Raw genomic sequence first — 14143 nt, 5'->3', positions numbered from 1 at the left:
GTACGAAACTGGGCGACGATTCGACTGCGTTCATTGCCTGTCCGACGTTGCGAGGATGAAACAGAATTTTCGAGGAAGGCTCATGTCAAATCTGGATGAGATGGTGAAGAAAGTCCGAAAGCTGCAACTGCGCGCGGCGATTGCCAAGACGAACTTGCGCGACCTTGCCGAGGGCCTCCCGAACAAATGGACTGAGATAGCGGAAGTCGCCGAGACAGCGCACGCTGTTTATGCCGAGTTGAATAGTGCCCGGAGAGAGCTCGCCAAAATGAGGACCTTACGATGAAGAGCATCACCCGCGACGGCTCCAAATGGGTGCCGGAATATCTGGCTGCTATAGACGAGAAAATCTGTATCGGCTGCGGTCGCTGTTTCAAGGTCTGCTCGCGCGGGGTCATGCATCTTCACGGCGTGGATGACGCGGGTGAAATCCTAGGCATCTGCGACGGGGAAGACGACGACTTCGACGGTGAGCTCAATCGTATGGTCATGGTAGTGGACCATGCCGGCCGCTGCATTGGCTGCGGAGCCTGTGGCCGTGTCTGCCCAAAGAACTGCCAGACGCATGTCGCGGCCGACCAGATTGCAGCATGAGCAGCATCAATGACGGGATAGGAGAACGGCTTTGGACCTCATCATCTTTAGTCGACTCGCGGCAGTGGTTTGGAGCGGCAACGCTGTGTCCGTTCTCTCCGCTTAGCACGCGATCCGTCTAGCCGTCGTCGCTACGCTGGCCTGTTCGCTACTGCTCCAGATGGTTTATTTCGGCAGCATGCTCTTTCTGCTCTGGCAGTCCAGTGTGCTTGTCGAGCAGAGGTAAGGGTAAGCCAACGCAGTTGGAACCAGCCGCCATAAGACGAGTTGAGGAATGAATGTTGAGATGTATCTCAGCTAGTTCTGACTGGGCTGAGTGTTGACGCTGTGTTGAGGCGTAGTGACAGAGCGGAACTCACGTTCACGCTACTTTGAACCAACAAGGGAAGTCGAATTGTCGGTTAAGAATACAGGTGGGCTTGAACTGGCCAGAGGTGGCAACATGCTCGGTGAAGCTGTTGCGTTCGCCACGCGCATAGGAGGCGTCGCAGCACGCCGGCACGGGTCGATCGAACGGAGACGCCGGCTATGATGTTGGGGGCACTTCTGCAACATCCCAGAACACAGCTGGCTCAGCAAGAACGCCCATGACCTAGGCTAGAGGTAGTTCAGCTTGGTCACCTCTGCGGGAGAAAACATGCTGAAAAGGTTCCCACGCTATCCGCTCACCTTTGGCCCAACGCCGATCGAGAAGCTCGATCGCCTCGGCAAACATCTGGGCGGCAAGGTAGAGATCTATGCCAAACGTGAGGACTGCAATTCAGGTCTTGCTTTCGGTGGAAGCAAGCTGCGTAAGCTCGAATACATTGTTCCGGATGCGATCGCGTCAGATGCCGATACGCTGGTCACCGTAGGGGGCGTGCAGTCCAATCACACCCGGATAGTCGCAGCGGTCGCCGCCAGGATCGGCATGAAATGTCTTCTGGTTCAGGAGAGCTGGGTTCCACATGACGACGTCGTCTACGACCGGGTCGGCAACATTCTTTTGAGCCGCATCTTGGGCGCAGAGGTGCGCCTGGTCGACGAGGGCTTTGACATAGGTGTCCGCCACAGTTGGGAAAAAGCGCTATATGACGTCAAGGCACGGGGCGGCAGACCTTATGCGATACCGGCCGGGGCCTCTGTCCACAAATACGGTGGCCTTGGCTATGTGGGGTTCGCTTACGAGGTACGCGCCCAGGAGAAACAGCTTGGGTTTGCCTTCGACTACATTGTGGTCTGCACTGTCACAGGTTCAACGCATGCCGGCATGATCGTCGGGTTCGCGAAGGACGGTCGACAGCGCAACGTGATCGGTATCGATGCATCCGCCACTCCAGCAAAGAGCAAGGCGCAGGTGCTTAGCATTGCCCAACATACAGCGATGCTCGTCAACCTCGGAACCGATCTTGTCGAGGCTGACATCGTGTTGCTCGAGGACTACGCGTACCCGCGCTATGGCGTTCCGTCTGAGGAAACCAAGCAAGCGATCCGTCTGTGCGCGCGTCTCGAGGGTATGATTACTGATCCGGTCTATGAGGGCAAATCGATGCAAGGGATGATCGACCTCGTCCAGAAAGGCGTCTTTCCAGAGGGGTCGAGGGTCCTTTACACCCATCTGGGTGGCGCGCCCGCAATCAATGGTTACGGCTACACCTTCCGTAACGGCTGACGAGCGACAGCTCGCGTATGCCGCCGTGCCGTGCCGGACGTGTCCACGACAGTGCCGAACCGGAAAGGCCGGAGCCAATTTCGCGGACGGTCGATGATCTGGCAATAACGTTCAACGCGTTCCGCGCAGAGGGCTCGAGACCAAATTCCTCCCTGGGCGGTTGGGCCGTCGAGAGACACGAGGCCGTTGAGTTCGTGCTCCGCTGCCATTCTGCGACCCAACGATTGTTCACTCCGCGACAAAGTGCGTTCGGTTCATCTCCTGGGTACCTTACCCAGCCCGTTGCAATCTGAAGAAAAGCTTTGCGCCCAAGTTGGCACGACTCTTGAAGCTCTGTCGACAGTGGAGGAGCCAGGACTCAGATTCCACCACGCAATTGGGATGCTGGGCTGGAGCAGCTCGCACCAATGAGAACGCAACTGAAGGAGAGAGCATGGAATTCTCGCGGATTGCGGTCGAGTTGGGCTTATTCCTCGATGCGACTAATGATGTCGCTGAATCACAGTTGTTCGAATTGTTGGCCGCGTTTGCGCTGAATTTCGATTGCCCGTGGATAGCCTATGGCCCGCTTGCACCAGAACAAAAGGTTTTGAAGCCGACCCGACCGGACTCTGCGATGATGTGGAATTACCCTGATGAATGGCAGGTGCGCTACTTAAAGATGGGTTATGCCAAAATAGACCCGCTCATCAAGAAAGCTCGAAAGGGGGTAGGGCCCTTCCGGTGGAGTGAGGTTTATACCCACGAAAGCACAACTGAAAATGAACGCCGCGTCCTGGACGAGGCGGGGACGTTCGGCTTGAAGTCAGGCGTCACCGTTCCATTACATGGCCCCGCTGGCAGCTTTAAGCTTATATGTTTTTCTAAATCCTCGGACTGCGAATTGGAAAATAGAGCGATCACCTATCTGCAAATTGCCGCGGTACAGTTTCATATGAGGGTTGCGAAGCTCGGAACGCAGAGGTCATCGGAGCACGCCTATAAGATCTCTGATAGGGAAAGAGAGTGCATTCATTGGATATCGAAAGGAAAAACGTCAGGGGAAATAGGGACGATATTAGGACGGTCCCAAAACACGGTTGATTTCCATGTGAAAAACGTGATGCGGAAGTTGGACACGACCCGCAGAACGGCACTTGCTGCGAAAGCTGTGGAACTTGGGATTATCGAACCATAGAAAGGAAGATTCGGAGAGCTCGGTGCGCGGCCTGTCGTGGAGCTCGAGCCTCGTCATACGCGGCGCCGATGGCTGCCCCAACCTCCAAATCCATCACTAGGCCTATCATGTCCCGCAAGAGACCGGAATCACATTCCTCTCCAAGAGCGCACGCAGGTTCGTCATGTCATCGGTCATCGGTGATTCCTTTAAATCAGGTTGGTACCCGCAACTGAGCTTTGCCGGGGAACATCGATGACTGCCGCAATGCCGCTCGCTCGCTGCGGCACTGTTGAGGGCGCGCTCGCGAGCGGCTTCCGCAACCGCGGCGCTACACAGCCTGTGGTGACGTGCTCCAGCGGATCGCACGACTCCTATGATTTGGTCGGCCGAATTCTCGCAGGGGCGATCGGGCTGATCCGTCAACTACCCGATGCCGTAGTATCGGTGCCTGCCCGGAAATTCTAATAGTTGTCCATCGCATTCCCCCAGTATCAGCTCTGGAGACCAACGTAATGATTGGGGTATCTTGAAGAGGATATAGGCATACCCATTTAGAATTCCCGCGAAGTACAGACCCAAAAAAGTGCCGCCCAGCGATTCTGGTGTCAATGTGGCATGAAGAACATCTGCCACGAGCAGCAAGTTTTATCACTCCCCCGTGAATGATCTACGTGCAGAGGACCTAAAGATGAACATCAACGCTTTCACGGCTCATGAATCCAATGTTCGCCGATATTGCCGGGCCTTTCCTACAGTCTTTACGAAGGCCCTGGGGGCGACGATCTGGGACGAGACCGGCAAGCCTCACATCGATTTCCTTGTGGGTTCCGGCGCACTCAACTACGGACACAACAACCCGAATATTATGGCACCAGCAATTGAATATCTTATCGGTGAGAACATTGTCCTGTCGCTTGATATGCATACGGTGGCAAAGCGTGACTTCATTGAAGCCTTTGTGGATTCGATCCTGAAACCCAGGGGGCTTTCCTACAAGATACAGTTTCCTGGGCCGACCGGCACAAACGCCAACGAAGCGGCGCTGGCCCTTGCGCGAAAGTATACCGGCCGCTCGAGCGTCATGGCATTCACGAATGCGTTCCACGGTATGTCGCTCGGCTCCCTGGCGATCTCGGGGTCGGCGTCCACCAGAGAGCTGGGAGGCGTTGCGCGCCACGATGTGATCCGTATCCCTTATGACGGCTATCCGAGCCAAGCGTTCGATTCCGCCAATTACATTGATTGCGTTTTGAGCGACCCAGGGAGCGGCATAGAAAAGCCAGCCGCAATCATTCTGGAGACCATCCAGGCAGAAGGGGGCATGAACGCCGCATCCGCGGCTTGGCTCATAGAAATTCAGCGCATTTGCCGCAAGCATGGCATTGTTTTTATCGTTGACGATATCCAGGCGGGTGCGGGCCGAACAGGCGATTTCTTCTCCTTCGAGTTTGCGAAAATTGAACCCGATATCGTGTGCCTTTCCAAGTCACTGAGCGGTTCAGGTAGTCCGTTCTCCATTGTCCTTATTCGCCCCGACATGGACATATGGAAACCCGGAGAACATAGCGGGACCTTCAGAGGCAATAATTTCGCCTTCGTGACGGCAGGGGCCATGTCCAAAATGTGGTCGGACAGGCGGTTTACTGCAGGCGTGGAGCAGACAGCGGCCAAACTGCAGGGCCACCTTGACGGCCTCGTCGCGAAATTTCCCAGATACATCGAACAAAAACGCGGCCGCGGTCTGATGGCTGGCCTCAAGTGCCGTTCACCGGCCGTTGTTGGCCGTGTGCACGATGTCGCGTTCGAAAATGGTCTGCTTATCGAATCTTCAGGGCCAGGTCGCGACGTCATCAAAATTCTCCCGCCGATAACCATCACCGAAGTCGAACTCGATAACGGCATCGCCATTCTTGATCATGCACTACAGGAGCAAGAGAATGCGTAATAAGACACCTCAAGCGCCGGCCATCTCGCCTGTTTCCATCATAGAGCGGATCCGCTCGATCAGCACTGCGGACATCATCTCAGTCCTGAAAGGCGAGACGACCGCTCTGCACGTTAAGCAGGGTTTCAGTACTGAAGTAGCCGAGGAGATCAGCGCGAACTTCAGTGCCAGTACCGGTCTCAAGCAGCGAAAAGATGGAGTGCCAGGAGAGTATGTCGGCGCATCCCACTACAGGAAGGATGCGGCCACCTATTTCGCCGAGGCCGAAAATGCACGACCGTACGTCGAGGCCCTGTTTAAGAATTTGGTTGACCCGGTCCGAGCAATATTCAGCGCATTGAAGCGCGAGCTTCACAACCAGGGAATTGAATTGCGACTGGCCCGTTCAGAACACGGTCAGGCCAATGTTTGTCGTGCTATCAGCTGGTCTGGCAGCGGCACATTTTCATTGGACCCCCACGACGATGTCGCTCAAGTTCTATGTGCTGAGAGCGGTTATGAGCTCTCATCGGTGGCGCACAACACTGTCGCAGCACTCAACTTTTATCCCAGCATGCCCGAGGAAGGTGGCAATCTGCGCCTCTGGAGCCACAAGCCGACAGTTGCGGACCGCATTTCGCAGGGTGTGGAGACCACTGGTTATCCCTATTCGGCAGCCTATCTGGAGGGCGTTCCCTGTCGGGAGTTCCAGCTCAAGGCAGGGGACATTGCCCTGATCGACGGCGGCTTTGTTCACGGGGTCACCGGTCAATCAGGCAAGGGAAAGCCTCGCCTAGTGCTGAACAGCTTTTTCGGATTTGCGCGACCGGATCTTGTTCTCTGGTGGACCTGAAGTCGACTGACCGCTGCCGATGCGTACATCCGATCGCAACGCTGAGGACCCTTCGGGCACAGTCGTCGGGTTGATCCAAGGACCGGCAGTCTCATAAAAGCGCTTCGCGCTTCAATGCTGCCAGTCGCCGACTCAATTACCAATTATCGTCGCGTTCCCTGCCTGGTGCGCGGGTGATCTAGAAGGGGTGGCGCTTGGTGCTTTGATCACAGAACCCATATGGGCACGACACTGTAAGAAACAGGCTGATGTTGCCGGACCTTCCTGAAAGTTGGGAGCTCGCAGCGGTCCACTGTTTACGGAACGCAGGCCGAACACATACCGGAGGTGACGTTAAGCAAAGGAACAAGCAAGCCTAGAGGTGAAGGCAAACGTCTCCTTCTTCGCAGATAAATTGCGCGTCTAAAGCCCTCCCAGGATCCAGCAATTGCAACGCCGTGACTAGGTGGCGATTCTGCGCCATGCAAGTAAGTATCCTGGGACACCGCTCCGGCGACTAGGGATCCTCTACCGGAGGCGTGTGACTCCAGAGTAGAAGATCCGCTCCAGCCATCGCTCCTTTCGGAACCCTGGCGCGAATACCTACCAAAGAGGTAATCAGAAGCCTCATCGACGGAGCGCAGCTGGATTCGCCTTCGGGCAAACGGCCATTGAAGCGCGGCCGGCGCCAAAGTCGAACGACTTCCGACTGATTTAGGCGCATCGTCGGACCGTATCGGTTATTGTCTACAGAGGTTATGACAAGAAAGCGAAAGTCCATGCCAATAACGATAAATGATAATTACGTAAACGTTACAACTGGATTCGGGATTTTATTATACTTGTGATGCATTGCCGCCTGAGACATGCTAGAAAGTACCTATGTCCAGCCGCCACGACGGGAGATGCATAACGGGCCAGGACGTGGACGTCTAAGTTTTTCAGGAGCCTCACAAGGCAAAGCACCAAGGGAAGTACAAATATGGACGCGCTACCACTAATTTCACTGGCGAAACTGGTCGCGGATGCAACGCAGCGTGAAGAGCAACGTCGCCTACAGATTGCCTGCCAGGAGTACGGGTTCTTCTATCTTGTTGAGCACGGCATCCCGAAGGAACAGATCGGGAAAGCTATCGAGGCTTCCCGACGGTTCTTCGCTTTGCCACAGTCGGTTAAGGAACGTTTCGGTCACGCGGCTCAAGGCATCTATCCCACCAACGCTCGTGGATACAGTCCATTGCACGGCGAAATCCTACATCCCGATGCCGGCCGCGATCCGAAGGAAGTGTTCGATCTCGGAATCGACAACGAAGGCGACCGCCGTCCGTTTGGCGGGAGCACGCTGTTCCCGGATGAGGCTTTGGCTCCTGGTTTCGCGCGAAGCCTGCTTGCCTTGCAGGCCACCGTGCTCCGCGACGTCGTCCCGCAGCTCGGAACCGCGCTTGCCGACGTGATCGGTTTGGAACAGGGCTGGTTCCAACGGTATTTCAGCCCGCCGACACTCGAGCAACGCGTAATTCGGTATCCAGCTCGCGGCGGCACATGCGCCAAGCACACGGATGGTGGCTTCTTCACGCTGCTGCTGCAGGAGGAACTCCCCACCCGGTCGTTGCAGGTATGGTTGCGCGGGCGTTGGATGCCAGTGCCGAGCCTGCCCGACAGTCTCGTAGTCAATTTGGGCGATATGCTTCAGGCGTTGAGCGACGACAGCTTCAAGAGTACGCCGCATCAAGTCGCGCACAATGGCCTGACCGACCGGATTTCGCTTCCCTTCTTTATCTATCCCGAGGTCGACGCGCGCCTGACTTCGCAGGGAGGGCGCCACGCCTTCAATGTCGCGGAAATGATGCTGCGCAATTACGAGTCAGTCGAAACCGGGAATGGCGCCGGGCGTGCCCGAGAATTGCAGTAAGTGTCCGGTGTTCTCAGGCTGCGTGAACTCATGGCGACGACCATCTCGGGCGATACGCTGGGAGAACTCACGCAATTTTGTACATTCCGCGTCGCGCGTATAGCGCGGCGGCAGGCGGACGGAAGGCCGTTTGTAGCCATGTTCCTTGCCGCGCTTAGACAATCTTCAAGAGCAGAAAAATACTCACATGCTCGTGAGTCATGATCTCACCTATGCGTCGCAGGCGACGCAGAATTGGGTCAGCGATCTGGCGTGGAGACTTCGTTGGCATGATCGCGAGCGGGTTTTCCTAGCGTTGATTGCGACGCTGCACGCGCTACGCGACTGCCTGCGTCTCGACGAAGCCGTGTACATGGGTGCGCAGCTGCCAGCCTTACTGCGCGGCTTTTACTACGAGGGTTGGCATCCCGGCCGCCGCGCCATAGCCAGGAACCGGAATACGTTTCTAGATCGGATCCACGACGGCGTCCACCGCGATCCGGCAGTGGATCCGGAAGAGGTCGCCCGCTCGGTCCTAAGCCAATTGGCGGACCGTTTGTCTGCGGCAGAGATGGAAGAGGCCAAGGCTGCAACTCCCAGAGTTCTGCGTGACCTTTGGCCAGCCTGAGAGACCTGTGCCCATGGGCAGGCGGGGACAACGTACCTGTGCATTCTGGCGAGCCGTCTGACCGGTATCGCCTTGAGCGCTTCTTTCACCTGTCAGAGTTCTAAAAGCACGAACTCGCAGTGGCCGACCAATGATTGTGGCAGCGGGCTAACCTCCAATCCGATCACCTCTATTCATTCAGGGCTGACGGATTGCGGGTGCCTCTTGTTTATTGAACCTGAGCCCTTTGGGATCCTTCCATATTCGCGGATCGGCAGACCGACGAATTGGTGACACCCCCAATTCTGCTAAGCTTCATAGATATCGCCGGCATGCGGATCCCGGCCCAGCGCCTCCTGAACCTGCAGAGTCTTCCCGCGACGCATATCGGTCCGGCGGACCGCCAACCAGATCCGCACTGGCTCGGGATCGGGATCATGAAACGCCTAGCGCCTTCATCATCGCCGCCGCCAGTGTTGGCGGCGTGGTCAGCGGAATCCGCAGCCGCACCTTGCCGGCCACCTCCAGCTCGATCACCGCCGGGGATGCCGCCGGCCGCGAAACGGCGACAGGCTCGTCGGGAGCCACGACAACTTCGGCAAAGCCCGTCTCGCGGGCTCTCACCGTGCGGCGACATCGTACTGACGCGCCACCGCCGTCACTGTGGCCCCGGGCGCGAATGCCGCGGCCAGTATCCGGCACTGATCCGCTTCACTCCAACGACGCCGCCGCTCCGGCCCGGTCAATAACGTCACATGGCTCATGCTGTGCTGTTAACTTCGCTCGTAAGGACGACCTCAAGAGCGCAGCCTCGCTACCGTGCCATCTTCTCGCAAGCGCCGAAGTTCGCCGGCTTCCGATTACATGGGGTAATCTGAAGCTTCACCAGAGGCGTACGAAGCTTCAGGTCATCCATCTCCTCCAATCCTGATTCAAATGCTGATAGGGAGGATTGCAGCTTGCCCGACACATTGCAGGTTTAGCAACACTCCCCGCAATTTGTCAGAGCAGAAGACTACCGGGCCGGAAAATCCAGATCGAATTCACCATCGAGGATACCAACAGGGATGGCATCAGGGCAAAAGTCTTTCCTCGAGGCCGAGCTACACCTGTGTGGGGCGATGATTGTCAAGCTTGCTCCTGGCTCGTTTCCTCATCTTCTCGTTCGGGTCGATTGGTGACCATCTCCTCGTGCCGACCTGGCTTCGAACTGGCCGCCGCGCGCAGTGACGGTCAAGGGTGGGCCGCAGGTCCCCATCGCGAAGCGACTTGTCCTTGACGGTCACGAGCACGGGCGGCAGGCTTTGCCGGATCGGGTGAGCCGTTTCCAGTGGGGCCAAATGCCGACGACAGATTTCCGAGGCGAGCTCGCCGAGCCAGGCGCGAAGGTCGCGCGGCAGACTTGTATGCGGTAGATCGCTGTGGGATCTGACCGTGATGCAGCATGCGCATCGGTGGCGAAGCTCCGGGGCGGCGGGGCCCATTCTACGCCGGCGGTCCAAAAGGACCATGTGTAGCTTCGGGTTGCCGCCACCTCGGATCGTCATCGGCAGACCCTGCTGCGGGCCCGCCAATTGGGGTGGGCTTTGTTCTCCCCTCTTCCCACGTGCCTCCATCACGCCGCACGCACGGTGACGCCCTGCGGCACCTCGCCCGCGGTGACGAAACGCCACAGCGCAATCAGCAGCTTGCGTGGCAGCGCCACGATCATCGTCTTGCGCCTGGTTTTGCGGCCGTCGCTCGTGCGCGCCTGGAACCATTGGGCCAGGTCGCTGTCCTTCTGGAACCTAAGAAAGCGCCACGCCAACTGGATCATGCGGCGGCGCACGCGGGCATTGCCGGCGCGCGCCAGCCCTTTCTCGCGGCGGCGTTGGCCGCTCTCGTCTGGCGACCCTGTCCAGCCCGGCATAGCGCGCCACGGCGCGGAGGTCGCGCAACGGGCGCGACAGGATCTCGTGGACCAGCATGTCGGCGGTCTCGACGCCAATGCCGATGATCCGCGCCAGCAGGCGAACCATCGCGTGACCGTTCGCCGCAGCCGGAGCCGCCGCCAGCCGGCGCAGGCGCTCCTGTTCGATGGCGCGGATCTGCGCGCGCACGAGGTTGAGGCGCTCAAGGAAGCGGTAGAGCTCGGCGCGGCTGTTGTCCGGCAGCGGCGTTCCCTCCGCCGTTCGGATGCCCTCCAGCCTGTCCGCCGCCTGGCGCAGGCTCAGCCGGAAGCTGCGGACCCCGAAGCGGGCGAGGATCGCCTTGACGCAGTTGATGATTCGCGTCTGCTCGCCGGCCAGAGTCCCCCGCTCGCGGTTCGGCCGCCGCGCGTCCTCCTCTTCGAGTGTCTGGATCGCAGCCATGGAGCAAATAACGTTTCTCGCCGCGCAGCCAGCCGAGAAAAGCACGCATCAAAAGCTCGGTGTCGAGGATCGGTCTTGGCGCGGCGGTGCTCGCGCGACACTGGAACGCTCGAGGGATGGATGGCATGGGCCTCGATGCCGTGCGCCCGCAACCAGCGCGCCAGCCAGAAGCCGTCGCCCGCAGCCTCATAGGCGACGGCGATCCGCTTGATCGTATGCCCGGCCCGGCTGGCTTCGTCGCGCCAGCGCTGCAGCAGCTTCAACAGTGCTGGCGCGTCGGCACCGATCTTCTTCAGCGGCTGGTGTCAAAGCCGCTCGAATTTTCCCCAAAAGTGCCGAAGTAAAATTCCCAGTTTCGCCGCTCAGGCTGTCGCGGAGGGGTGTCCATTTTTCCGAGGCCGGCCGCGCGGCCGCGATGGTGGATTTAATGTCGGCGGCGTGATGGAGGCTTTTGATCGCAAGTGTTCGGGCATGAGCTCGGCGTGCTGGCGGAGCCGATAACTCGATCCTTCGATCTGGACGACGACCGCACGGTGAAGCAGGCGATCGAGAAGTGCGGTTGCGACGACAGGGTCGCCGAAGACCTCGCCCCATTCGGCGAAGCCGCGATTTGAGGTGAGAATCATTGCGCCCTTCTCGTAGCGGGCGTTGACGAGTTGGAAGAACAGATTGCCGCCACCGTGGACGACGGGCAAGTAGCCGATCTCATCGACAACGAGCAGAGCAGGCCGGCAGAGGAAGCGGATGCGTTCCTGCAGGCGGTCTTCGCGTTCGGCCCTTGCCAGCGCGGCGATGAGTTCGGCGAGCGTGCAGAAATAGACGCTCTTTCCAGCCTTCACAGCCTCGACTGCAAGCGCAATGGCCAGATGGCTCTTGCCTGTGCCGGGCGGGCCGAGGAAGTGGACGACCTCGCAGCGGGCGACGAAGCCGAGTTGGGCCAGCGTGAAGATTCGATCGCGGTCGAGCGAGGGCTGGAAAGAGAAGTCGAAGCCGGCGAGGGTCTTGATCGTGGCCAGGCGCCCCATGCGCAGTGCCGTCTTGATCCGGCTGTTCTCGCGCAGGGTCAACTCTTCCGAGAGGAGGATGTCCATGGCTTCGAGGGCGGCGATCTCGCCTTTCTCGAGCCGGCGCACGACATGATCGAGCGCTTCGAGCGCCCGCGGCATCTTCAGGCCGACGAGGTCGCGGCGGATCCGATCGATGGTGGATGGCGTGTGTCGTTCGTCATGGACGTTGCTCCTTCGCCATCACCCGGGCGACGGCGTCGTAGAAGGCCAGCGGGCGCTGAGCGACCCTGGTCGCCCGAGCCATGAAGAATGACCTCGTCGTTCCGCAGTCTTTGTGGGCGCTTGTGGACGTGGATGTTGCGATCACCCGGCTCGACATGACGCTGGTGCCGGCCTTCGAGAATAGGATGGGTGACAATCAGTGCGCCGTCCTCGAAGATGCGCAACTCTTCGGCCAGCGTGTACCTCGACGACACGTCGCCTCGTGGCCTCGGGCACGCTTTAGAAATTGCCGCCGACGCTGACCATGCCCTCCCGGCTGATACGTCGCTCGAGCTTTAGGACCGATCGGAACGGAGCCAAAGGCAGCGGCCGCAGCGCGGCCCGCTCCTCGGCGAAAGCTTCGTTGACGATACGCCTTGTGGGGGCGTGAACCCTCGGGTTTGCGACCGTGTCCAGCCAGTGACGCAACTGGGCGTTCAGGTCTTCGAGATTGCGAAAGGAGCGGGCCAGGAAGAAGTCCTCCCGAATGTAGCGGAACGGCCGCTCGACTTGCCTTCGTTTCGGCGCGGTAAGGCCGACACGCCTTGGGATGGAAACCATAGTGGCGGGCAAGATCGACGAGGGCACGTTATAGACGATGCCGCTGGTATCGCCTTCGCCGATCACAGCCGTCTTCATTCGGTCGTAAAGCACTTCGCGAGGAGCGCCGCTCAGCGCCTCGAAAGCCCCAGCATGGCAGCGCAAGACAGTCGGCAGATCCTGGTGGACGACGAAGCGTGCCTTCGAGACCCCGCCCGGCGAGCAGCCGCAGGTCGACTTTCCCAGTTCAATGCGAACCTCGTATCCGCGCTCCGCCGCGGCAGGACGGACGTCGCGCAGGAAGTCGGTAACGGCCGTGTAGCCGCCGCCATAGCCGAGGTCCTTCAGTTCGCGGAAAAGCCGGCTGCCGGTGAGCCCGGGATATCGCATGACGCGTTCGCGAAGATAGGCTGTGAAGGGATCGATCACCGCCTGACGCGGCTTGCGCGGTCCGTAGGCCGGAGCCTCGAGCCCGCGCAATGTATTTGCGCACCGTCTTGCGGTCGATCCCGCTCTCCCTGGCGATCGCCGACACCGACAGGCCTGCCGATGCAAATCCAGTATCATCATCATCTCCCCGACCTGATCACCGAAATCCCTCCCCCGACCATCAGGAGAAGCATCAACGATCACGCGCCGCGGTCTCCCGGAGCGCGCTCCGGGAGACCGGCGACAGCGCTAAACTGGGGGAGATTCAAACGGCACTTCTGGGGAGTATTGAGCCGGCATCGACAGCTGGCGCTTGAGACCCGGAACAAGGGCGGTGACGAGCCACTTCGCCTTGCTCATTTCGATGACGGCGATGATCGTGTTATTCTGTTCGAGACGGGCAAGGGACCGGCTCGCGTCAAAAGATTGCGACATGGGACGCCTCCTTCTGATGGTGGTTTTGACAGCGCCGAAGGATGCCACACCCTCGCCGCTCGCCCTATAGCATCTACGCAGCGAGGCCACGACCGCGGTGTGCGCCAATTCGCTCTACGCTCCAAATCAGTTTGCCAGTGTCAATCCATGGGAATACTCCGAACAAAGCCGGCCTCCTATGAAGCACCGAAGGCTCCTGCTGGGAAACCTCCAAGAATGCTCGTCTGGCTAACAATCTGAAAGGAGGTATAACGCACCCACCCGTGTTGGTAGGTTTCAGAATGTGGAAGACGAGCTAGGATGCTGGAAAGACAATGGTATTCGAGCTACTTTTCTAAAATGAAATTGGTGCTTTTTTACTGGACACTGCCGATTTAACGATGATGTGCTGGTTTTAGCGCGGGAGTTGCGCAGTTTTCGGGGGTGCTTGGGGTGCTTGGGGTGCTTGGGGTGCTTGGGGGC

General features: G+C 58.8%; 18 protein-coding genes. 10 read left to right on the top strand and 8 right to left on the bottom strand.

Features of this window, described 5'->3' with window-relative positions:
- Window positions 1–82: 82 nt before the first annotated feature.
- The 9 genes from LB577_RS02760 (at window position 83) to LB577_RS02720 (ending at window position 8679) form a co-directional block, all read left to right on the top strand.
- Window positions 83–286 (top strand): CCE_0567 family metalloprotein, encoded by a 204-nt coding sequence (locus LB577_RS02760; RefSeq protein ID WP_013533479.1) that lies wholly within the window; start codon window positions 83–85, stop codon window positions 284–286.
- On the top strand, window positions 283–594 hold the full coding sequence (gene fdxB / locus LB577_RS02755) for a ferredoxin III, nif-specific (protein WP_013533478.1): 312 nt from the start codon (window positions 283–285) through the stop codon (window positions 592–594). Before LB577_RS02760 ends, fdxB begins: the two co-directional genes overlap by 4 nt.
- A 112-nt stretch (window positions 595–706) precedes the next feature.
- Window positions 707–820: an exopolysaccharide production repressor protein gene (locus LB577_RS33245; RefSeq protein WP_224685605.1), complete on the top strand. Its 114-nt coding sequence runs from the start codon at window positions 707–709 to the stop codon at window positions 818–820.
- Between the two features lie 411 nt (window positions 821–1231).
- Entirely contained in the window at window positions 1232–2245 is a 1014-nt protein-coding gene (locus tag LB577_RS02745) for a 1-aminocyclopropane-1-carboxylate deaminase (protein WP_224685467.1), read from the top strand.
- A 433-nt stretch (window positions 2246–2678) separates the two neighbouring features.
- Complete coding sequence (locus tag LB577_RS02740; protein ID WP_224685466.1) at window positions 2679–3422, top strand: LuxR family transcriptional regulator; 744 nt, start codon at window positions 2679–2681, stop codon at window positions 3420–3422.
- 670 nt (window positions 3423–4092) lie between these two features.
- Window positions 4093–5349, top strand: coding sequence for a diaminobutyrate--2-oxoglutarate transaminase (gene ectB / locus LB577_RS02735; protein ID WP_224685465.1), 1257 nt, complete (start codon window positions 4093–4095; stop codon window positions 5347–5349).
- Complete coding sequence (locus tag LB577_RS02730; protein ID WP_224685464.1) at window positions 5342–6181, top strand: hypothetical protein; 840 nt, start codon at window positions 5342–5344, stop codon at window positions 6179–6181. The genes ectB and LB577_RS02730 overlap by 8 nt, the downstream gene beginning before the upstream one ends.
- A 961-nt stretch (window positions 6182–7142) precedes the next feature.
- Window positions 7143–8072, top strand: a complete 930-nt coding sequence (locus LB577_RS02725; RefSeq protein ID WP_224685463.1) for a 2-oxoglutarate and iron-dependent oxygenase domain-containing protein — start codon at window positions 7143–7145, stop codon at window positions 8070–8072.
- A gap of 187 nt (window positions 8073–8259) precedes the next feature.
- On the top strand, window positions 8260–8679 hold the full coding sequence (locus LB577_RS02720; RefSeq protein ID WP_224685462.1) for a DUF2267 domain-containing protein: 420 nt from the start codon (window positions 8260–8262) through the stop codon (window positions 8677–8679).
- Window positions 8680–9093: 414 nt separating this feature from the next.
- Here LB577_RS02720 and LB577_RS02715 read toward each other — a convergent pair whose 3' ends face one another.
- From LB577_RS02715 to LB577_RS02700, 4 genes are all read right to left on the bottom strand, one after another.
- The gene (locus LB577_RS02715) at window positions 9094–9282 is read right to left on the bottom strand and encodes a transposase (RefSeq protein ID WP_224685461.1); all 189 of its coding nucleotides are present in this window, start codon (window positions 9280–9282) and stop codon (window positions 9094–9096) included.
- Window positions 9279–9422 (bottom strand): transposase, encoded by a 144-nt coding sequence (locus LB577_RS33385; RefSeq protein ID WP_224685460.1) that lies wholly within the window; start codon window positions 9420–9422, stop codon window positions 9279–9281. The genes LB577_RS02715 and LB577_RS33385 overlap by 4 nt, the downstream gene beginning before the upstream one ends.
- An 851-nt stretch (window positions 9423–10273) precedes the next feature.
- Entirely contained in the window at window positions 10274–10510 is a 237-nt protein-coding gene (locus LB577_RS02705) for a hypothetical protein (RefSeq protein ID WP_224685604.1), read from the bottom strand.
- A complete protein-coding gene (locus LB577_RS02700) occupies window positions 10446–11009 on the bottom strand; it encodes a hypothetical protein (RefSeq protein WP_224685459.1) in 564 nt (187 codons plus the stop codon). The genes LB577_RS02705 and LB577_RS02700 overlap by 65 nt, the downstream gene beginning before the upstream one ends.
- Window positions 11010–11134: 125 nt before the next feature.
- Between LB577_RS02700 and LB577_RS02695 the strand changes: the two genes are divergently transcribed.
- Complete coding sequence (locus LB577_RS02695) at window positions 11135–11353, top strand: hypothetical protein (RefSeq protein WP_224685458.1); 219 nt, start codon at window positions 11135–11137, stop codon at window positions 11351–11353.
- 18 nt (window positions 11354–11371) lie between these two features.
- On the opposite strand, the gene istB is transcribed toward LB577_RS02695, so the two are convergent.
- The 4 genes from istB to LB577_RS02675 form a co-directional block, all read right to left on the bottom strand.
- Window positions 11372–12175: an IS21-like element helper ATPase IstB gene (gene istB, locus LB577_RS02690; RefSeq protein WP_224685457.1), complete on the bottom strand. Its 804-nt coding sequence runs from the start codon at window positions 12173–12175 to the stop codon at window positions 11372–11374.
- Between the two features lie 342 nt (window positions 12176–12517).
- Window positions 12518–12916: a hypothetical protein gene (locus tag LB577_RS33380; RefSeq protein WP_224685456.1), complete on the bottom strand. Its 399-nt coding sequence runs from the start codon at window positions 12914–12916 to the stop codon at window positions 12518–12520.
- A gap of 148 nt (window positions 12917–13064) precedes the next feature.
- Window positions 13065–13310, bottom strand: coding sequence for a hypothetical protein (locus tag LB577_RS33375; protein ID WP_411969188.1), 246 nt, complete (start codon window positions 13308–13310; stop codon window positions 13065–13067).
- Between the two features lie 185 nt (window positions 13311–13495).
- Window positions 13496–13681: a hypothetical protein gene (locus LB577_RS02675; RefSeq protein WP_224685454.1), complete on the bottom strand. Its 186-nt coding sequence runs from the start codon at window positions 13679–13681 to the stop codon at window positions 13496–13498.
- Between the last annotated feature and the right edge of the window lie 462 nt (window positions 13682–14143).

The sequence above is a fragment of the Mesorhizobium sp. B283B1A genome, from assembly GCF_020165735.1.
Taxonomy (GTDB): domain Bacteria; phylum Pseudomonadota; class Alphaproteobacteria; order Rhizobiales; family Rhizobiaceae; genus Mesorhizobium; species Mesorhizobium opportunistum.
This window is presented reverse-complemented; position numbering and strand designations above follow the sequence as displayed.